The 18,331-nt window shown below is 60.6% G+C and carries 19 protein-coding genes; 12 read left to right on the forward strand and 7 right to left on the reverse strand.

Features of this window, described 5'->3' with window-relative positions:
- Positions 1 to 85: 85 nt before the first annotated feature.
- The 6 genes from hemC to D882_RS0128795 all read left to right on the forward strand — a co-directional run bounded on the left by hemC (position 86) and on the right by D882_RS0128795 (position 5,740).
- Complete coding sequence (gene hemC, locus D882_RS0128770; RefSeq protein WP_027926416.1) at positions 86 to 1,027, forward strand: hydroxymethylbilane synthase; 942 nt, start codon at positions 86 to 88, stop codon at positions 1,025 to 1,027.
- Positions 1,024 to 1,791: a uroporphyrinogen-III synthase gene (locus D882_RS0128775; protein ID WP_027926417.1), complete on the forward strand. Its 768-nt coding sequence runs from the start codon at positions 1,024 to 1,026 to the stop codon at positions 1,789 to 1,791. The genes hemC and D882_RS0128775 overlap by 4 nt, the downstream gene beginning before the upstream one ends.
- A gap of 16 nt (positions 1,792 to 1,807) precedes the next feature.
- Positions 1,808 to 2,962 carry a uroporphyrinogen-III C-methyltransferase gene (locus D882_RS0128780; RefSeq protein WP_027926418.1) on the forward strand — a complete coding sequence of 385 codons (1,155 nt, stop codon included), beginning with the start codon at positions 1,808 to 1,810 and terminating at the stop codon, positions 2,960 to 2,962.
- Positions 2,959 to 4,197: a heme biosynthesis protein HemY gene (locus tag D882_RS0128785; protein WP_027926419.1), complete on the forward strand. Its 1,239-nt coding sequence runs from the start codon at positions 2,959 to 2,961 to the stop codon at positions 4,195 to 4,197. The genes D882_RS0128780 and D882_RS0128785 overlap by 4 nt, the downstream gene beginning before the upstream one ends.
- 355 nt (positions 4,198 to 4,552) lie before the next feature.
- On the forward strand, positions 4,553 to 5,104 hold the full coding sequence (locus D882_RS0128790) for a disulfide bond formation protein B (RefSeq protein ID WP_027926420.1): 552 nt from the start codon (positions 4,553 to 4,555) through the stop codon (positions 5,102 to 5,104).
- Positions 5,105 to 5,281: 177 nt separating this feature from the next.
- Complete coding sequence (locus D882_RS0128795) at positions 5,282 to 5,740, forward strand: Rsd/AlgQ family anti-sigma factor (RefSeq protein WP_027926421.1); 459 nt, start codon at positions 5,282 to 5,284, stop codon at positions 5,738 to 5,740.
- A 59-nt stretch (positions 5,741 to 5,799) separates the two neighbouring features.
- Here D882_RS0128795 and D882_RS0128800 read toward each other — a convergent pair whose 3' ends face one another.
- On the reverse strand, positions 5,800 to 6,465 hold the full coding sequence (locus tag D882_RS0128800; RefSeq protein ID WP_027926422.1) for an FKBP-type peptidyl-prolyl cis-trans isomerase: 666 nt from the start codon (positions 6,463 to 6,465) through the stop codon (positions 5,800 to 5,802).
- Between the two features lie 192 nt (positions 6,466 to 6,657).
- On the opposite strand from D882_RS0128800, the gene D882_RS0128805 reads away from it, so the two are divergent.
- Positions 6,658 to 7,821, forward strand: coding sequence for an AlgP family protein (locus D882_RS0128805; protein WP_027926423.1), 1,164 nt, complete (start codon positions 6,658 to 6,660; stop codon positions 7,819 to 7,821).
- Here D882_RS0128805 and D882_RS0128810 read toward each other — a convergent pair.
- The gene (locus D882_RS0128810; RefSeq protein WP_027926424.1) at positions 7,818 to 8,282 is read right to left on the reverse strand and encodes a TIGR02444 family protein; all 465 of its coding nucleotides are present in this window, start codon (positions 8,280 to 8,282) and stop codon (positions 7,818 to 7,820) included. The two genes, D882_RS0128805 and D882_RS0128810, sit on opposite strands and share 4 nt — an antisense overlap.
- A gap of 50 nt (positions 8,283 to 8,332) precedes the next feature.
- On the opposite strand from D882_RS0128810, the gene D882_RS0128815 reads away from it, so the two are divergent.
- The 3 genes from D882_RS0128815 to rhtB all read left to right on the forward strand — a co-directional run bounded on the left by D882_RS0128815 (position 8,333) and on the right by rhtB (position 11,703).
- Complete coding sequence (locus tag D882_RS0128815) at positions 8,333 to 10,243, forward strand: ATP-binding cassette domain-containing protein (protein WP_027926425.1); 1,911 nt, start codon at positions 8,333 to 8,335, stop codon at positions 10,241 to 10,243.
- Positions 10,243 to 10,824 (forward strand): mechanosensitive ion channel family protein, encoded by a 582-nt coding sequence (locus tag D882_RS0128820; RefSeq protein ID WP_027926426.1) that lies wholly within the window; start codon positions 10,243 to 10,245, stop codon positions 10,822 to 10,824. The genes D882_RS0128815 and D882_RS0128820 overlap by 1 nt, the downstream gene beginning before the upstream one ends.
- Positions 10,825 to 11,070: 246 nt before the next feature.
- Positions 11,071 to 11,703 (forward strand): homoserine/homoserine lactone efflux protein, encoded by a 633-nt coding sequence (rhtB, locus tag D882_RS0128825; RefSeq protein ID WP_027926427.1) that lies wholly within the window; start codon positions 11,071 to 11,073, stop codon positions 11,701 to 11,703.
- Between the two features lie 56 nt (positions 11,704 to 11,759).
- Here the strand turns inward: rhtB and D882_RS0128830 are convergent, their stop codons facing one another.
- From D882_RS0128830 to D882_RS0128845, 4 genes are read right to left on the reverse strand one after another with little or no spacing between them, the layout of a single operon-like run.
- Positions 11,760 to 12,503, reverse strand: coding sequence for a hypothetical protein (locus tag D882_RS0128830; protein ID WP_027926428.1), 744 nt, complete (start codon positions 12,501 to 12,503; stop codon positions 11,760 to 11,762).
- 3 nt (positions 12,504 to 12,506) lie between these two features.
- The gene (gene lpoB / locus D882_RS0128835; RefSeq protein ID WP_027926429.1) at positions 12,507 to 13,097 is read right to left on the reverse strand and encodes a penicillin-binding protein activator LpoB; all 591 of its coding nucleotides are present in this window, start codon (positions 13,095 to 13,097) and stop codon (positions 12,507 to 12,509) included.
- Between the two features lie 23 nt (positions 13,098 to 13,120).
- On the reverse strand, positions 13,121 to 13,492 hold the full coding sequence (locus D882_RS0128840) for a YcfL family protein (RefSeq protein WP_027926430.1): 372 nt from the start codon (positions 13,490 to 13,492) through the stop codon (positions 13,121 to 13,123).
- Positions 13,493 to 13,504: 12 nt separating this feature from the next.
- Positions 13,505 to 14,902, reverse strand: coding sequence for a hypothetical protein (locus D882_RS0128845; protein WP_027926431.1), 1,398 nt, complete (start codon positions 14,900 to 14,902; stop codon positions 13,505 to 13,507).
- Between the two features lie 168 nt (positions 14,903 to 15,070).
- Between D882_RS0128845 and D882_RS0128850 the strand changes: the two genes are divergently transcribed.
- Complete coding sequence (locus tag D882_RS0128850; protein WP_027926432.1) at positions 15,071 to 16,969, forward strand: FTR1 family protein; 1,899 nt, start codon at positions 15,071 to 15,073, stop codon at positions 16,967 to 16,969.
- A gap of 107 nt (positions 16,970 to 17,076) precedes the next feature.
- Positions 17,077 to 17,532 carry a YaiI/YqxD family protein gene (locus D882_RS0128855; protein WP_027926433.1) on the forward strand — a complete coding sequence of 152 codons (456 nt, stop codon included), beginning with the start codon at positions 17,077 to 17,079 and terminating at the stop codon, positions 17,530 to 17,532.
- 55 nt (positions 17,533 to 17,587) lie between these two features.
- Here the strand turns inward: D882_RS0128855 and elbB are convergent, their stop codons facing one another.
- Positions 17,588 to 18,256, reverse strand: coding sequence for an isoprenoid biosynthesis glyoxalase ElbB (gene elbB / locus D882_RS0128860; RefSeq protein ID WP_027926434.1), 669 nt, complete (start codon positions 18,254 to 18,256; stop codon positions 17,588 to 17,590).
- Positions 18,257 to 18,331: the final 75 nt, after the last annotated feature.

Here is an 18,331-nt window from a genome sequence, read left to right on the forward strand (position 1 = left end):
GAGGCCACGCAGTATCTGATTCAAGTCAAAGTGGATTTGGCTGAGCTGTTATTATCCGCCGTATCTATTCAGTACGGATTGATCCATGTCCTCTCGCGAAATCCGCATCGCCACCCGCAAAAGCGCCCTGGCCTTATGGCAGGCCGAATACGTCAAAGCCCGTCTGGAAGAGGCCCATCCCGGTCTGCTCGTGACGCTGGTGCCCATGGTCAGTCGTGGCGACAAGCTGCTGGACTCGCCGCTGTCGAAAATCGGCGGCAAGGGCCTGTTCGTCAAAGAGCTGGAAACCGCGTTGCTGGAAAATGAAGCCGACATCGCTGTGCACTCGATGAAAGACGTACCGATGGACTTTCCCGAAGGCCTTGGCCTGTTTTGCATCTGCGAGCGTGAAGACCCGCGCGATGCATTCGTCTCCAACACCTACTCCAGCCTGGATGAGTTGCCGAAAGGCAGCGTCGTCGGTACCTCCAGTCTGCGCCGTCAGGCTCAACTGCTGACCCGTCGTCCGGACCTGCAGATCCGCTTCTTGCGTGGCAACGTCAATACGCGCCTGGCCAAGCTCGATGCGGGTGAGTACGACGCCATCATCCTCGCTGCCGCTGGCCTGATTCGCCTGGGCTTCGAAGACCGCATCACCTCGGCCATCAGTGTCGACGACAGCCTGCCGGCCGGTGGCCAGGGCGCAGTCGGTATCGAATGCCGCTCCGCCGACAGCGAAATCCATGCCTTGTTGGCACCGCTGCACCATCTGGACACTGCCACTCGCGTGACCGCCGAACGTGCACTCAACAAACATTTGAACGGTGGCTGCCAAGTGCCGATTGCCTGCTACGCCGTGTTGGAAGGCGAGCAGATCTGGTTGCGTGGCCTGGTCGGAGACCCAAGTGGCGGCCTGTTGCTCAGCGCAGAGGCCCGTGCGCCACGCGCTGACGCTGAAACCTTGGGCGTGCAAGTCGCCGAGGACCTTTTGAGCCAGGGCGCCGACGATATCCTGAAAGCGGTGTATGGCGAGGCAGGTCACGAGTGACTGGCTGGCGCTTGCTGCTGACGCGCCCTGCGGATGAATCCGCAGCGCTGAGCGATGTTCTGGCGCAAGCGGGGATTTTCAGCAGCAGCTTGCCGCTTTTGGAAATCGAGCCAATCCCGGCCTCTGACACAATGCGCGCGCTGATTCAGACACTGGATCGCTTCTGTGCGGTGATCGTGGTCAGCAAACCCGCGGCCAGAATCGGTGTTGATCTGGTTGACCGGTATTGGCCGCAGTCACCTGCGTTGAAGTGGTTCAGTGTCGGCGCCGCCACTGCGCAGATCCTCGAGGGCCGCGGGCTGGACGTAAGCTTTCCGGCCGAGGGTGATGACAGCGAAGCCTTGCTGGAACTTCCCGGGTTGCGCGAGGCTATCAACCGGCCCGATCCGCGCGTGTTGATCATGCGCGGGGAAGGTGGGCGTGAACTCCTGGCAGAGCGTTTGCGCGAGCTTGGTGCTAGTGTCGAGTATCTGGAGTTGTACCGTCGCGGCTTGCCGCATTACCCGCCGGCGGCACTGCCTGACCGGATTGAAGCGGAACGCTTGAACGGGCTGGTGGTCAGCAGTGGACAAGGTTTTGAGCACCTGCATCAACTGGCTGGCGTTGCCTGGCCACAATTGGCGCGGTTGCCGTTGTTTGTTCCAAGTCCCAGGGTCGCCGGGCTGGCACGTGCCGCCGGGGCCCAAACAGTTGTGGATTGTCGCGGCGCCAGTGCCGCGGCTTTGCTGACGGCGTTACGGGAGCATCCCGAACCCGTTCTCTAATGCAAAGGATGGATACGTGAGCGAAACTGCCTTGCCTAAAGATGACGTCCAGCCAGTGCTTGATGCGCCGGTTGAAACTCCGGTTGAAACCGCGACACCCGCTGACGTGCAGCGCCGAGGCAATGGCCTGGCAATCGTCGCGCTGCTGCTCGGCGCTGCCGGTGTTGCCGTGGGCGGTTGGGGTGTCTGGCAGGTGCGACACCTGCAAGCCAATAACCAGCAGCAACTGGCTCAGGTGCAAGCGCTGAACGACCAGGCGCAAAGCCTCAGGCTCAATGAACAGCGCATCAGCGCACGTTTGGAGCAGTTGCCCGCCGTTGATGAACTGGATGCTCGCGCCCGTCTGGTCACGCAGTTGCAGGGCGATCAACAGCGTCTGAACCAGCGCCTGGAAACCGTCCTCGGTGCCAGCCGCAAGGATTGGCGCCTGGCCGAGGCCGAGCACTTGCTGCGTCTGGCCAGCCTGCGCCTCTCTGCCTTGCAGGACATCAGCAGCGCCCAGGCGCTGGTGCAGGGTGCCGACGACATACTCCGTGAACAGAACGATCCGGGTTCCTTCGCCGCTCGCGAGCAAGTGGCCAAAACCCTCGTGGCGTTGCGCAGTACAGAACAGCCGGATCGCACCGGCTTGTTCCTGCGCCTGGGAGCATTGCGTGATCAAGTGATCGACCTCACCGAGCTGGCGCCCGAGTACAAGGACCGGGGTGAATCACTGCTGGGCCTGACCGCTGATGGCGACGGTGCCAGTCGCTGGGCGCAGTGGTGGGATCAGATCTCCCGTTACATCCGTATCGACTTCAATGCTGACAAAAATGTCCGTCCACTGTTGGCCGGGCAGAGCCTGAGCCAGGTGCGCCTTGCCCTGAGCCTGGCGCTGGAGCAGGCGCAATGGGCCGCGCTCAATGGCCAGGCCGCGGTTTACACCCAGGCGCTGGCGGAGGCGCGGGACGTGTTGACCGGCAACTTCAACCCGGACAACCCCCAGAGCAAAGTGATGCTGGAGCAGGTTGGCGAGTTGAGCAAACAACGGGTCACGGTCGTGACACCGGATCTGACGGGTACCCTGAGCGCGGTCCAGGGGTATCTGGAGCGGCGTAATGTCAACGCTGAAGACTCGATCAAGCCAATGGCCAAGCCTGCTGCGGGTACCGCCCAGGAGGCAACGCCATGAAACGCCTCTATGTGATCGTGTTCCTGGTGATCGCCGCTGCTGCCGCGCTGGGACTGGCGATTGCCGAGCATGCCGGATACGTGCTGATTGCCTACAAGAGCTTTCGTTACGAATCGAGCCTGTGGGCGACCCTCGCATTGATCGCGGTGTTGTGGCTACTGTTCTGGGGCATCAAGGTGCTGGTTGAGCTGGTGATGACCTCCAGTGGCGTGGTCAATCCCTGGTCGCGGCGCAATCGCAGCCGCCGGGTGCAAGTGGCGATCGAGCATGGTCAGCTGGATCTGGCGGAAGGTCGCTGGGCCAGTGCGCAGCGTCATTTGCATCGGGCGGCCGAAGCCGAGCGCCAGCCACTGCTCTATTACCTCGGCGCGGCACGTGCCGCCAACGAGCAGGGTCATTACGAAGAAAGCGACAACTTGCTGGAGCGCGCCCTCGAACGTCAACCGCAGGCTGAACTGGCGATTGCCTTGAGTCATGCGCAATTGCAGACCGACCGTGGCGATACCGACGGAGCCTTGGCCACCCTTGAGGCCATGCATGAGCGTCATCCCCATAACGCCCAGACATTGCGCCAGTTACAGCGCCTGCTTCAGCAGCGTGGCGACTGGTCAGCGGTGATTCGCCTGTTGCCCGAGTTGCGCAAGGATAAAGTCCTGCCGCCCGCCGAACTGGCCGAGCTGGAGCGTCGTGCGTGGGGTGAAAACCTGTCGCTGGCGGCGCATCAGGAAGAGGACGGCAAGGTCGGTTTGCAATCGCTCACTCGCGCCTGGCAACAGCTTACGTCGGCTCAGCGTCAGGAGCCGCAATTGGTGCTGGCCTATGCCGAGCAGCTACGACAACTGGGGGCGCAGGTCGAGGCGGAGGAGGTTCTGCGCACAGCCCTCAAGCGCAATTACGACAGCCATCTGGCGCGCCTGTACGGATTGGTTCGCGGCAGCGATCCGGCTCGGCAACTGCAGACTGCCGAGGGGTGGCTCAAGGATCATCCGGCTGACCCAAGCCTGTTGCTGACACTGGGCCGCTTGTGCCTGCAAAACAGCTTGTGGGGCAAGGCGCGAGACTATCTTGAAAGCAGTCTGCGGGTTCAGCGCAATCCGGAAGCCTGTGCGGAGTTGGCGCGGTTGCTGGCGCAACTGGGCGATACGGAACGCAGCAATCAGTTGTTCCAGGAAGGCCTGGGCATGCTCGATGAGCGCCTGCTGGCGGCACCGTTGCCCACTCCCGTTTACGCCTGAGGCTGGTCTGTAGCAGCTGCCGAAGGCTGCGTCCGGCTGCGAAGCAGTCGTCATAAAGATAACGCGGTCGACCTGATAAACCAGAGCGCCTGATTTTACGACTGCTGCGCCGCCGGACGCAGCCTTCGGCCGCTGCTACATGGGCGGGGCGGCGTTCTCAGGGGGCTCGAAACGCGTCGTGTGTTTGGCTTTGTAGTCCCTGGTCGGCAACGTCCTACAGAGGGCTACACCGATTCCTCTCGACACTGTCGGGAATTCCCTACACTTCTGGTGAAGTGTCCGTGCCGGCCTGCCTTGAAAGGCTGGCGCGCTTTCCTCTACCGTAACCACCTGTCTCTACTGGTACGGAAAAGCCATGTCTTTGGCCTGCTCACGCTCCTTGTTTTTCATGGTTTTCATTACAGGTTCCCTGGCCTTGGGCGTTTCCTATTACCTGGAATATGCGGTCGGACTCAAACCTTGCGGCCTGTGCGTTTTGCAGCGGGTTTGTCTGGCGTTGCTGACGGGTGTTTGTCTGACAGCCTCCGTGCAGGGCCCCGGACGCTTTGGATCGTTCCTGTATTGGTTACTTGGATTCTTCTGCAGCCTCGCGGGCATGATTACGGCGTGGCGGCAGATTTTGCTGCAAAGTGACCCATCACATGTGCTGTCGACGTGCCCGCCTGACCTGGAAGGCTCGTACGAGAACATGCCCTGGTTGTGCCGGGTCACGGAGATGTTCAAAGGGAACGCTGATTGTGCCGAGATTTCCTGGACATTGTTCGACCTGAGCATTCCGGAATGGAGCCTGCTGTTCTTTGTCGGGGTGACGATTCTGGGGGTTTATCAGTTGCTGCGCGTCGTCTGGCTCGCGTGTGAGCGACCGCTCAGCGGCGTGTCGTCGCACCGGGTGCAGATGGGTGATTAAACACTTGTATGAACTTTATCTCCTGCGTACCTTGAAGCCACAGTCGCGCGGGCATAATCTGGCCCGCACGTGTCATTGGAATTATGTTGCTCGATGACGCTCTGCCCGACCGCCCACTGACGTAACAAGAGGCGAGCAGGCATAGAGCAGCTGACCCACAAGGGAAGAGAGATCACCATGCTCGAAAGTTGTCAGAATGCTCAGGAACGCTGGGGCGGAGTGCACCTGCTGATCGATCGCTGGTTGCAGGAGCGCAAAGATCTGATTGATGCCTACGACAAGCTCGGTGCAAAGCCTGAAGCACTGAGCGAGGACCGAAAGCCCTTGCAGGAGTTCTGCGGAGTGCTGGTCGATTACGTGTCTGCCGGGCACTTCGAGATCTACGAGCAGTTGACGGGGGAGGCCAAGGCTTTCAACGACAAGCGTGGTCTGGAACTGGCCGAGACCCTCTACCCGCGCATCGATGTCATCACCGAGAAGCTGCTGGCGTTCAACGACCTGTGTGATGCAGGCAAGTGCGTCGCGGAGAAATTCAAGGAGTTGGGCGGCTTGTTGCATGAACGCTTCGAACTGGAAGATTGCCTGATCGAAGTGCTGCATACCGCTCACAAGGAAGAGGACTCGGTTCAGGCCTGAATCCCTCCCGGCAAGTTAAAAACGGTGCGCACTGCGCGCCGTTTTTTTATGCCTGTTTTTCAGCTGGTAGCGCCGCGCAATTCGACTTCAAAAACCAGCGGGGTGAAGGGGGCGATCAGGTCGCCGGCACCGTCCGCGCCATAGGCTTGAGACGATGGAATCACCAGGCGCCATTTCGCACCCACCGGCATGTTTTGCAGTGCGCTGCGCCAGCCGCTGATCACGCTGTCGAGACTGAACCACTGCGGCTGATTGTTCTGATCGAACACCGTGCCGTCCGGCAGGCGCCCGACATACAAAACCTGGACCTTGCCATTTGGGCCGGCCTTGGCACCGGTGCCGGGAGTCAGCTCTGTCAGCAACACGCCATCGGCCAATTCGCGAACACCCGGTTTGGCTTTTTCCTCAGTGAGAAATCGCTGCTCTTTTTCCAGTGCGGCTTCGCTTTGCGGGAGCGCCGGTTGCTCGGCGAGCTGGGCTTCATGCTCGGCCAGGATTCGCTCGATCTGCTCGTCCTTCAGCGCCAGTGGCTTGCCTTGATACGCTTGTTGCAGACCCTCCAGCAGTGCCTGAAGTTGTAGATCGGGAACCTCCTGACGCAGGCGTTCACCGAGGCTCGCGCCCAGGCTGTAAGCAAGATCGTGAGGGTTATTTGCGGAGGTTTTTTCGTCGGCTTGAGCCACTGAAAAAAACACGCACAGCGATAAAAAAAGGTAGCGCGACATGGGCACTCTCCGACCTGGAATGCGGTGGATTATGCCAGTGAGAATGCGCACAAAGGTGAACTGGTTTTGCACAAGCGCAGAAGTTTTTCGATCCGTTGCAACGCAACGCTTTCGATACTGTCAACATGCCCTAGCGGCGGTAGCAGCAGAGGTCTAGTATGAGCCGCACCCACGTCAGCCAGGAGGTAAACCATGTCGGCCACCAAGAAGCCTGTAAATACCCCGTTGCACTTACTCCAACAACTGTCGGGCAGCCTGCTCGAGCATTTGGAAAACGCTTGTTCCCAAGCCTTGGCTGATGCTGAAAAACTGCTCGCCAAACTGGAAAAACAGCGCGGAAAAGCACAGGAAAAATTACACAAGTCCCGTACCAAATTGCAGGACGCTGCGTCGGCCGGCAAGGCCAAGGCACAAGCCAAGGCGAAGGACAGCGTGCAGCAACTCGAAGACGTGCTCGATGCCCTCAAGGATCGTCAGTCCGACACCCGTGCCTACATTCTGCAACTCAAACGCGATGCTCAAGAAAGCCTGAAACTGGCCCAAGGCGTCGGTCGTGTACAAGAGGCTGTCGGCAAGGCGTTGTCCCTGCGTGCAGCCAAACCTGCTGCAGTACCGGTCAAGAAAGCCGCTGCCAAGCCAGCTGCTGCAAAAGCGCCGGCCAAGCCTGCTGCCAAGCCAGCGGTGAAAACTGCTGCAAAACCTGCCGCTGCGAAAAAACCAGCCGCTGCCAGCGCTGCCAAACCGGCGGCTAAAACAGCCGCTGCGAGACCTGCCGCCAAGCCAGCCGCCGCGCGAACCGCTGCTGCCAAGCCTGCTGCAAAATCGCCTGCTGCCAAACCTGCTGCTGCAAGAGCCGTAGCCGCTAAACCGGCTGCTAAACCAGCCGCCAAAACGGCTGCTGCAAAACCTGCTGCCAAGCCAGTTGCTGCGCGAACCGCTGCTGCCAAGCCTGCCGCTAAACCGGCTGTAAAAGCTGCTGCCAAACCAGCTGCTAAACCCGCTGTAAAAGCTGCTGCCAAACCGGCTGCTAAACCTGCCGCCAAAACGGCTGCCGCGAAACCCGCTACTGCCGCCAAGCCAGCCGCTGCTAAACCAGCCGCTAAACCTGCCGCTGCTAAACCGGCTGCAAAACCAGCCGCCAAACCTGCCGCTGCCAAACCGGCTGCAAAACCAGCGGCCAAACCAGCTGCTGCAAAACCTGCCGTTGCCAAGCCGACTCCAGCGCCTGCTGCCAAGCCAGTGACTCCGGCGCCAGCAGCATCGGCTGCACCCGCAGCAACCACCTCGACAGCCACGGCTGCGCCAACGCCAGCCGCACCGTCGAGCGCCAGCACCACCCCAACCAGCGCTTCCTAAGTGCCGGTTACCGCGACGCGCAGCTGATGCAGCGCGTCGCGGTCCAGGTTGGCGGCGCCTGCCGCCACACCTTCCAGCCAGGCCGTCAGATCGGTCGCCTCACCCTGCGGCCAGCTCTGCGCCGTTCGCTCCAGCCGCAACAACAGATGCCGTTCGGCTTCCAGCTCCAGCGCCTTCACTTGTTCACGCAGCTTTTTCAGCTCGGCATCGTCAGTCGCGACGACTTTCCAGCGCATGCGCAAGGCGCGCAACGGTTGCACGACGTCTCCATCCCAAGGCTCCGCCACGGTGCGCAGTAGCTTGATTCGCTGTTCATTGCAGACGACGCCACGCTGTCCAAGCCACGCTCCACAGAACAGCAAACACACATTGGCGCCGGCTGACTGCAACTGCAGGCATGCGCGTTCGACGCCGGGACGGGCGTAAGTGGTCAGGGAAAAGCTCCACAGGTCAGAGGACATAGTGCTACTCGCGCCAGTTGCGAGCGAAGCTGGTAGACTCCGCCGCCATTATGATTCGACTTCAGAACCTGACTTTACAGCGTGGCCCTCAACGTCTGCTAGAAGACGCTGAGCTGACCCTGCACGCCGGCCACAAAGCCGGCCTCATCGGTGCCAACGGCGCCGGCAAATCGAGCCTGTTCGCCTTGATCCGGGGCGAACTGCACCCGGACTCGGGTGACTGCTTCCTGCCGGCCGACTGGCGCATCGCCCACATGCGTCAGGAAATCGAGACGCTCGAACGCCTGGCGGTCGACTACGTGCTCGATGGCGACCTGCGCCTGCGTGAGGTGCAACGCGACCTCGCCGCAGCCGAAGCAGCCCATGACGGTGCCGCTCAGGCCCGCCTGCACTCGGAACTCGACAGCGCCGACGGTTACACCGCCGACGCCCGGGCCAGAAAGTTGTTGGCCGGCCTTGGGTTCACCAACGAGCAGATGGATCGCCCGGTAGGAGATTTCTCCGGTGGCTGGCGGATGCGTCTGAATCTGGCGCAGGCTTTGATGTGCCCTTCGGACCTGCTGCTGCTCGACGAACCAACCAACCACTTGGACCTCGACGCCATCATCTGGCTCGAAGAGTGGCTGAAAAGTTACCCCGGCACATTGTTGTTGATTTCCCACGACCGGGACTTTCTCGATGCCGTGGTCGATCACGTGGCTCACGTCGATCAACGCAAGATCACGCTGTATCGCGGTGGCTATAGCGCCTTCGAGCGCGCCCGCGCCGAACGTCTGGCCCAGCAGCAGCAGGCTTACGAGAAGCAGCAGGCGCAACGTGCGCACATGGAAAGCTACATCGCCCGCTTCAAGGCCCAGGCCACCAAGGCCCGCCAGGCCCAGAGCCGGATCAAGGCGCTGGAGCGGATGGAAGAACTCTCCGCCGCCCACGTCGATTCGCCGTTCGATTTCGTTTTCCGTGAATCGCAGAAAATCTCCAGCCCGCTGATCGACCTGTCCGATGCCCGTTTGGGTTACGGCGACAAAGCTGTGCTGGAGAAGGTCAAGCTGCAACTGACCCCTGGCGCGCGCATCGGTTTGCTCGGCCCGAACGGTGCCGGTAAATCGACCCTGATCAAAAACCTCGCCGGTGAACTCGAACCGTTGTCCGGCCGACTGACCCGTGGCGAGAACACCGTCGTGGGTTACTTCGCCCAGCATCAACTGGATTCTCTCGACGCCAAGGCAAGCCCTTTACTGCACTTGCAGCGTCTGGCCCCGACCGAGCGTGAACAGACCCTGCGCGACTTCCTCGGTGGTTTTGACTTCCGTGGTGCGCGCATCGATGAGCCGGTGCTGAATTTCTCCGGCGGCGAAAAGGCCCGTCTGGCCCTGGCGTTGATCGCTTGGGATCGGCCGAACCTGCTGCTGCTCGACGAACCGACCAACCACCTGGACCTGGAAATGCGCCTGGCGTTGACCATGGCGCTGCAGGAGTTTAGTGGCGCGGTTCTGGTGGTTTCCCACGATCGTCATTTGCTCAAAAGCACGACCGATAATTTCTATCTGGTGGCGGACGGCAAGGTCGAGGAGTTCGACGGCGACCTGGAAGACTACGCCCGTTGGCTGGTCGACTATCGCCAGCGCAATGCACCGGTCAACAACACGCCGGTCAATCCGGACAAGACCGACAAGAAGGCCCAGCGCCAGGCTGCGGCTGCGTTGCGTCAGCAACTGGCGCCGCACAAGCGTGAAGCTGACAAGCTGGAAGCCGAGCTGGGCAAGCTGCACGAGAAGCTGGCGAAGATCGATGCCAGCCTTGGCGACAGCGATATTTACGAGCCGGCGCGCAAGAATGATCTGCGCGATCTGCTGGCTGAACAGGCCAAGCTGAAGGTGCGTGAAGCCGAGCTGGAAGAATCCTGGATGGAAGCGCTGGAGCTGCTGGAAAGCATGCAGGCGGAACTGGAGGCACTGTCTTGATGGAGGCGTTCAAGCTGCCATTGCCGGCGGTGTGGATCGAGCCCCTCTGGCTGGTCGTGCAGATCCTGCTGATTCTGCTGGCCGGCTACTTCACCCAGCGTTTCGTTGCCAAGGGCCTGACCCGGCTGGGCGAGCGCTATCCGTTTCCGCCGCAATTGCTGATGCCGCTGCGAGGCGGTCTGCGCTGGCTGATCATGGGCAGTGCGCTGATTTTCGTGCTGGAGCGCCTCGGGGTGTCGGCCACCGTACTCTGGACCGCATTGTCCGGTTTCGTCGCGGTGGCGGCGGTGGCGTTCTTCGCCATGTGGAGTGTGCTTTCCAACCTGCTGTGCGCGATCCTGATTTTCACCGTCGGCCCATTCCGCCTCGGCGATGTGGTCGAGTTGGTGGACACCACTGACAAGCCCGGCGTCAAAGGCCGGGTGGTGGCGATCAATCTGCTGTACACCACGTTGATCGAAGCGGAAGAACTCGGGACTGGCAGTGCGATGGTTCAGGTGCCTAACAGCCTCTTCTTCCAACGATCGGTTCGACGCTGGCGGGGGAGTGATGTGTTCCCCTCGAGCGGGTTCGAGAAGTAAGGCTGCTGTAGTCTGATAGATCGCCATCGTCGGAACGCCGCCCGGAGCGAGCTCCTACAGGGTTTTCGGCTGTTCACTAAATAGGTGTCCACCGAGGATTCAATGTAGGAGCGAGTCGGCTCGCGAAGGGGTCCTAAAGCTGTAAACGCTGGTCGGCAGCCGTAACATCCTGCAAAAAATCGATAGTCATCCGCCCAAAGCCGCATTAGCTTAGACGTCTGTCACGAGTCTGAGTCGAGGTGTGCAATGGAGCTTCAAACATGGCTGGCGTTTTTTGCTGCCTGCTGGGTGATCAGTCTGTCGCCTGGTGCCGGCGCCATTGCGTCGATGTCCAGCGGTCTGCAATACGGTTTCTGGCGCGGTTACTGGAATGCCCTGGGCCTGCAATTGGGCCTGGCGGTGCAGATCGCGATTGTCGGCGCCGGTGTGGGCGCGATCCTCACGGCTTCAGCGTCCGCCTTCTATGCGATCAAATGGTTCGGCGTGGCGTATCTGGTGTACCTCGCCATCAAGCAATGGCGCGCGTTGCCCAGCGACATGAGCGATGACGCGGCTGTGCGTCAGATCGGCAAGCCGATGGCGCTGGTGTTCCGTGGTTTCCTGGTCAACATCAGCAACCCCAAGGCGCTGGTGTTCATGCTCGCGGTGTTGCCGCAGTTCATTGACCCGCACGCTCCGTTGCTGGCTCAGTACCTGATCATTGGCGTGACCATGATCTGCGTCGACCTGATTGTCATGGCCGGTTACACCGGGTTGGCGTCCAAGGTGCTGCGTCTGTTGCGCACGCCCCAGCAGCAAAAACGCATGAACCGTACGTTTGCCGGGCTGTTTATTGGCGCGGCGGCATTTATGGCGACTCTGCGTAAAGCCGCGGTATAAAAGCTGTCAGGCACAAAAAAGGCGACCTTTAGAGGTCGCCTTTTTCATTTCGGGTGTCAGCGCAGAATGACCGGCGCGGTATCCGGCGGCAGGTCATTGCGTAGCTCGGGTGGCCCCGGCGGTTGATAACTGCCATCACCGAGCTGCTCGCTCAATTGCCGCGCCACATCCTCACCCAGCGACCTGGATACTTCGCGCACCACCCGCGGCCGGTTCAGCGAGACGTGGATATCCCGGTCATTCACCAGTTTGGTGTCCTGAGCCTCACCCATTGCGGTGAAGGCCGAGGTGATCTCGTAGGTTTTGGTGTTGATCAGGCTGAAGTCAGCCACCAGGGTCAGCGCCAGCACCGCTGAATAGCTGTCGGTATTGGCCAGTTCGTTCATGTCCTGGGTGAAGTCGATGTCTGACAGCGTGCCGAACAGCACGTAGTCGGCTCCCTCGAAATCACCGGCCTTGATGCGTTGGATCACGTCATACACATCGCGTTTGGCGTTGGCGGTATAGGGCGTCCCCTGAACCAGCTGGAACATCCCGGTCTTGAGCATCTGACCCTTGATGTCACCGCTGAATCGACGGATTTCGGTCTGTTCCAGATAGCTGTTCTGCGTCGTGTACTCGTCATAACTGGACGAGCCGCTGGCGCCGTAATAATCCTGCTGATGATCATCCCTAGACGAAATCACGTGGACGTATTGATCCACGCTGGCCTCATAGGCGATGTCGGTGACAGCGATTTTCGGGGCCGCCTGAACGCCCAGGGCGCAGGTCAGGGCCATGATGCCAATCCATGCACGCATTGTTCAGCGCTCCGTGGTCTTGCGGATTTCTTTCTCGTCCATCCACTCGGCCAGCCCGCTTTCGACATCGATCAACTGCAGGCTGAATTTGTAGAAGACGTCCTTGTAATCATTGCTGCGCTTGACGATCGAGCTGATCGAGCCTTCCAGTCGATAGCGGGCGGCGATCATGTTGCCGGTCTTGGCCACCGTGCTTTTCTTGTACAGGCCGCTCTGGTTTTGCAGTTTGAGTTGATCGACCTGGCTCTGCATGTCGGTGTTGTCGCTGGCAAAGCGGGCGGTACCGGAGCGCATCAGCTGGGTCTTGATCGACGTGGTGATGTCGCGCGTGTCGATGTACTCGCTGGTCTTGTTTCGTACGTCGTACACCTGAACCACCGGACGACCTTTCAGGACCCCGGACTGGGCGAGCGAGCGGGTCATGCTTTCAGCGATCATCTGCAGGTCGGTGGAACCGAATTCGTTGGTCACCAGCTCCACGGCTTTCGGGTCGCCGTAACTGATGTTGCCGCTGCCCAGTACCGGCGAGTGATTGACCGCGCAGCCGCCAATCAGCAGGGCGCTCAGGGCGAGGGACGACAAGCGTACAAACATGGGCAGGTTCTCGTGTGGACGGTTCACGGCGTATTGATCTCCAGACGGAAATCCACGGCTTGTGGCACGGGAGCGATCGCCGGCAGGAAGCTCGTCTGCTCGGCATACAGGGTCAGGCTTTTCCAGGACTCGGCTTCGGCCACTGGAAAACCTTCGGGGCCGAGCCAGAGATAGCGGTAGTAGAGCGTTTTGTTACGGGTGTCGGCGTTACTCAGCTGCGTGCTGACGGTGAGGAAACCGTTTTCCCGGGCCATGCGCATGGGGCCGATAGCCAGGTCCTCGATCGGTCCCGTGGCCAGGACTTTGCTGGCGGCACTGCCCGGTTCCGGCGGCGGTGGGGTGGTGCAACCGGCCAACAGGGCCAGCGCGACAACGGCGATGCATTTCAATCCCATGAAGATCTCCGTTCAGGGTTGAGCGCGGCGGGTGACAGCCTGCGGTGCGGAAGGGGGGTTGAGCTCCAGAGCAACATCAGCGGCGAAAATCCGGTTGCTCACTGCGCGCAGGCTGAAGGCTTGATGTGTCTGGTCGATCCTGAACCTGACCGGTAGTTGTTCCGGGGCATTGGGCAGGGTCAGTTGATGCTCGCCTTTCTTGAGTCGCAGGCGAGCGATCAGCGTCTTGTCCGGTAGCGTGCGCCAGCCTCGTGTGTCGGCATCTTCACGTTGAGTTTGCTGCACGAGGGTTTCCTCAAGCTTTTCGGGTTTGTTTTTTTTCAAATAGGCCAGGTACTCGACATTGGACCGGGCGCGATGGAGCGTGCGCTGGATGATGCCAGGCATGTCGTCGCGCAACGTTCGCCGTGACATGTCGCCATAGCTGTTGAGCAAGGTCAGCTTATGTTTTTTGCCGTCCACCATGACGAAGTCCACCGGTGGCGTAGACGCATCGGGGACAAGGATCGGGAACGACATGTTGGTGATGTAGGTTTCGCCTTCGACATCCACCGAAATCGGCACACGCACCGAGTTGCGCGCGGGTGCAAGGCCGGTTTGCACGATCAGCAAGACATCGCTTTCGCCGGCCTTGAGCGGCGACTTGTCGAGATTGCGCAGCGCCTGCTCAAGCAGCGGTGTGTTGGGGCGCAACTCAAGGGCTTTGCGATACCCCGGCGCGGCGAGGTCTTTTTCGTCAAGCGTTTCATAGACGAAACCTGCCAGGTAATGACTGAACGCACTTTGGTAGCTGTTTTTCAGGGCAATCACTTCAGGCGCATCGAGGGTCGCCACCGGGTAGCCCTGAAGGTTCTGGTATTTCAGGGGTACGCCTTGCTCCTGGGCCTGGTTCTCCAGTGCCAGGTATTGCACGTCGCGCTTTTCGGCAATGGTTGCCTCGCGCTCGTGGGTTTTCTTGATCATCACCCGAGCGAGGTCGACTTCGGCACTGGACAGGCACGTCAAGGCCATTTGCGTGGTCAGGGCGACCTTCTCGAAATCGTAGCCATCGTACAAACGCACTTTGTCATTGGCGCCGTAACTGTTGAACTCGGTGAAGGCTTTGAAGGCGCCGAATCGCGGCGAGTTTTCCCACCCCTCAATCAGCCGGTCGGCGTAATCCCAGCTGGCGTAGCTACCGGTCATATCGCCAGTGAGCCGCAGCAGTTCGCCCTTCTCGAAGTTATAGAGCAAGTCGCCCGGGGCAATGGGATTGTTTCGGTCCAGGACAGCAACGGCGGAGTCGACCTGGCCGGCTTTGAAATAGTCGAGGGTCTCGCTCAACTCCGCGTTGTAGTCCCGCAGGGTGGGGCAACCGCTCAGTAGCAAGCATGCACCGAGCAAAAACAAGAAGCGCAGGCGGGTAGCCATTTGCTGTGTGTCTTCCTTGAAGATAAGCCGCCAAGAGGCGGCAAACTATAGAGGCGAATGATGGCACTTTGTTCCGCGCCCTCTGATCTCTTCTTGCAGACAAAGCTTGAGTGAAACTCATTGAGAGTGAACAATGTGTTACTTCGTATTTCCATTTGAGATTTATTCATGATTGCCTCCTCTCGTTTTCCGGCGTGGCTCGTGCTGTCGGTGATCGCGTTTTGCAGCTTCAATGCGCAGGCCGAAACCACGGAAGGTGCGCCGAAGGCCCTGCATTTGCTCGATTACATTGGCGCTGATTACCCGGCGACGGTCGAGGCGGGCAAAGTCATCGATGAGTCTGAATACCGCGAACAGCAGGAATTCCTAAAGGTGTTGCAAGGTTTGATCGCCGATTTGCCGGCCAAACCTGAACGCGCAGAACTGGAGCAGGGCGTCAGCAGTCTTGGCGCTGCGATCTCCGCTCGCAAAGATGGCGCGGACGTCGCCCATCAGGCGCGGCAGTTGGGGGCAAAACTGGCGGTGACTTATGAGGTCAGCCAGGCCCCGGTCATCACGCCGGATCCGACCCGCGGCGCGCCGCTGTATGCCCAGCAATGCTCGGTGTGCCATGGCGATGCGGGCGCTGGTGACGGCCCGGCAGGTGTCGGTATGACGCCACCGCCGGCCAATCTGCGCGATGCCGCGCGACTGGACCGTCTGAGCCTCTATGCGATCTACAACACGCTGGGCATGGGCGTTGAAGGCACCGACATGCCGTCCTTCGCTGACCAGCTCGATGATCGTCAGCGCTGGGACCTGGCGACCTACATCGCCAGCTTCAGCGCCGATCCGGCCGCGGCAAAATCCGAGAAAACCTACAACATCGCCGACCTGGCACGTCAGACGCCAGCCGAAGTGCAGGCCGCTGAAGGTCCGCAAGCGGCCGCGACCTTCCGCGCGCAACGGGCGCAACCGCCGCAGGTCAAGCGCGGCCCGGGGCAGTTGCTGGATTACACGGCGGCCACCTTGGACAAAAGCATCGCCGCCTACCGTGCCGGCGATCACGATCAGGCCTATGACCTGTCGGTGGCGGCGTATCTGGAAGGGTTCGAGCTGGTCGAAAGCTCCCTCGACAACGTCGACGCCAACGTGCGCAAAGACACTGAAAAATCGCTGATGGCGTACCGTCAGTCGTTGCAGGATGGTTTGCCGGTGGCTCAGGCCCAGCAGCGTCTGGACACGGCCAAGGCCAAGCTGAAGCAGTCCGCCGACTTGCTGGGCAGCGATGGCCTGAGCTGGACCTTGAGTTACATCTCCGGGTTGCTGATTTTGCTGCGTGAAGGCCTGGAAGCGATTCTGGTGCTGGCGGCGATTCTGGCCTTCCTGCGCAACACCGGCCAGCAATCGGCCGTGCGCAGCGTTAACGTCGGCTGGGGCCTGGCGTTGTTGGCCGGCCTGGGAACCTGGGCGCTGGCGGCGTACGTGATCGATGTCAGCGGCTCGCAACGCGAATTGCTGGAAGGCGCGACGGCGCTGTTTGCCTCGGTCATGGTGCTCTGGCTCGGCGTGTGGATGCATGACCGTCGCCATGCGGCGGCGTGGCAGGATTACATCAAGAGCAGCCTGGTGGGCGGTGGCGGGCGTTTCGGCTTCGCGATCCTGGCGTTCTTCTCGGTGTATCGCGAGTTGTTCGAAGTGATTCTGTTCTACGAAACCCTATGGCTGCAGGCCGGGCCTGCGGGGCACAACGCGGTGTTGGCCGGCGGCGCGACGGCGCTGGTGCTGTTGGTGGGGCTGGCGTGGGTGATTCTGCGCGGTTCGGCGAAGTTGCCGCTGGCGTTGTTCTTCAGCATCAACGCCGGCCTGCTCTGCGCGTTGTCAGTGGTGTTCGCCGGGCACGGCGTGAAGGCGCTGCAGGAAGCGGGGATCTTCGGCACGCGGCCGGTGCCGTTCTTTGATTTTGACTGGCTGGGCATTCATGCGGATGCGTATTCGCTGAGTGCTCAGGCGGTGGCGATCATTGCGATTGTTGTGTTGTATAGCCGTAGTCGGATGGCGGAGAAGCAGCGGGTGGCCGCCTCTTAACAGCATTCGCTGCGCTCATCATCGCGGGCAAACCACGCTCCCACAGGATTGCGTATAACCTGTGGGAGCGAGGCTTGCCCGCGATTTTTTTTGAAGAGGAAAACATGATGCGAGTCTGGATCGATGCTGACGCCTGCCCTCGGGCGGCCAAGGATCTGGTGGTGAAATTCGCCCTCAAGCGCCAGTACGAAGTGGTGCTGGTGGCGGGGCAGCCGCAGATCAAGCCGGGGCTGGCGCTGGTGAAATTGATCGTGGTGCCAAGTGGCCCGGACGCCGCCGATGATTACCTGGTGGAGCATGCGGTGCCGGGTGAGCTGGTGATTTGCAGCGACGTGCCATTGGCGGATCGCCTGGTGAAGAAGGGCGTGGCCGCACTCGACCCGCGAGGCAAGGAGTTCGATGCGCAGAACATGGGCGATCGGCTGGCGGTGCGCAACCTGTTCACCGATCTGCGTGAACAAGGGCAGATGGGCGGTGGCCCGGCACCGTTTGGCGAGCGCGAGAAGCAGGCGTTCGCCAATGCACTGGACCGGATACTCACCCGGCTGACCCGTAAGCCCTGAGCCTTGCGTCGACCCCTGTGGGAGCGAGCCTGCTCGCTCCCACAGTGGATTGAGGTCAGGCGTCGTTTTCGTGGGTCAGTTCGAGGACGCGGTCGACCATTTTGTTGATACCGGACGCCGCTTCGCTGATGGTTTGCGCCAGCATGTACGCTGGGGTACTCACCAGTTTTCGCGCCCTGTCCTCGACGATTTCAGTTACGGCGCAGTCAGTATGCGTCGCGCCCATTTTGTTCATGGCTGCCGCGGTCTCGGCGTCGTTGCCGATGGTGCAGTTCACCCCCGGGCCGTAGATCTTCGCCGCCAGCGCGGGCGATATGCACATCAACCCGACCGGTTTGCCCGCCTCAGCGAAGGCTTCGGTCAGCGCCAGGACATCCGGCTGCACCGTGCAACCGGCGCCTTCAATCGCAAAGTTCGACAGGTTCTTGGCCGAGCCAAATCCGCCGGGCACGATCAACGCATCAAAATCGTCGACGTCGGCGTCGCGAATGTCCTTGATATTGCCCCGGGCGATCCGCGCCGATTCCACCAATACGTTGCGCGACTCGGGCATTTCCTCACCGGTCAGGTGATTGATCACATGCAATTGCGCGATGTTCGGCGCAAAGCACTGCACCTGTGCGCCACGCTGGTCCAGTCTCAGCAGGGTAATCACGCTTTCGTGGATCTCGGCGCCGTCGTACACGCCACAGCCGGAAAGGATCACTGCAATTTTTTTGCTCATGGGTTGTTCTCCAGATTCATGGCGTTAAATGTCCACTAATTTGTCGCTCGTTGCCATAGGGTAAATGGGCGGCTA

The sequence above is a fragment of the Pseudomonas sp. URMO17WK12:I12 genome (assembly GCF_000514395.1).
In the GTDB taxonomy this organism is placed as follows: Bacteria; Pseudomonadota; Gammaproteobacteria; order Pseudomonadales; family Pseudomonadaceae; genus Aquipseudomonas; species Aquipseudomonas mucoides.

What these genes read in the sequence shown, in the direction of transcription:
- lpoB (WP_027926429.1), bottom strand. Translation starts at nt 13,097, where the DNA reads ATGTTTGTACGCTTGTCGTCCCTCGCCCTGAGCGCCCTGCTGATTGGC.
- D882_RS0128800 (WP_027926422.1), bottom strand. Translation starts at nt 6,465, where the DNA reads ATGTCGCGCTACCTTTTTTTATCGCTGTGCGTGTTTTTTTCAGTGGCT.
- D882_RS0128790 (WP_027926420.1), top strand. Translation starts at nt 4,553, where the DNA reads ATGTCTTTGGCCTGCTCACGCTCCTTGTTTTTCATGGTTTTCATTACA.
- rhtB (WP_027926427.1), top strand. Translation starts at nt 11,071, where the DNA reads ATGGAGCTTCAAACATGGCTGGCGTTTTTTGCTGCCTGCTGGGTGATC.
- D882_RS0128820 (WP_027926426.1), top strand. Translation starts at nt 10,243, where the DNA reads ATGGAGGCGTTCAAGCTGCCATTGCCGGCGGTGTGGATCGAGCCCCTC.
- D882_RS0128795 (WP_027926421.1), top strand. Translation starts at nt 5,282, where the DNA reads ATGCTCGAAAGTTGTCAGAATGCTCAGGAACGCTGGGGCGGAGTGCAC.
- D882_RS0128850 (WP_027926432.1), top strand. Translation starts at nt 15,071, where the DNA reads ATGATTGCCTCCTCTCGTTTTCCGGCGTGGCTCGTGCTGTCGGTGATC.
- D882_RS0128840 (WP_027926430.1), bottom strand. Translation starts at nt 13,492, where the DNA reads ATGGGATTGAAATGCATCGCCGTTGTCGCGCTGGCCCTGTTGGCCGGT.
- D882_RS0128815 (WP_027926425.1), top strand. Translation starts at nt 8,333, where the DNA reads ATGATTCGACTTCAGAACCTGACTTTACAGCGTGGCCCTCAACGTCTG.
- D882_RS0128810 (WP_027926424.1), bottom strand. Translation starts at nt 8,282, where the DNA reads ATGTCCTCTGACCTGTGGAGCTTTTCCCTGACCACTTACGCCCGTCCC.
- D882_RS0128845 (WP_027926431.1), bottom strand. Translation starts at nt 14,902, where the DNA reads ATGGCTACCCGCCTGCGCTTCTTGTTTTTGCTCGGTGCATGCTTGCTA.
- D882_RS0128785 (WP_027926419.1), top strand. Translation starts at nt 2,959, where the DNA reads ATGAAACGCCTCTATGTGATCGTGTTCCTGGTGATCGCCGCTGCTGCC.
- D882_RS0128805 (WP_027926423.1), top strand. Translation starts at nt 6,658, where the DNA reads ATGTCGGCCACCAAGAAGCCTGTAAATACCCCGTTGCACTTACTCCAA.
- D882_RS0128855 (WP_027926433.1), top strand. Translation starts at nt 17,077, where the DNA reads ATGCGAGTCTGGATCGATGCTGACGCCTGCCCTCGGGCGGCCAAGGAT.
- hemC (WP_027926416.1), top strand. Translation starts at nt 86, where the DNA reads ATGTCCTCTCGCGAAATCCGCATCGCCACCCGCAAAAGCGCCCTGGCC.
- D882_RS0128830 (WP_027926428.1), bottom strand. Translation starts at nt 12,503, where the DNA reads ATGCGTGCATGGATTGGCATCATGGCCCTGACCTGCGCCCTGGGCGTT.
- elbB (WP_027926434.1), bottom strand. Translation starts at nt 18,256, where the DNA reads ATGAGCAAAAAAATTGCAGTGATCCTTTCCGGCTGTGGCGTGTACGAC.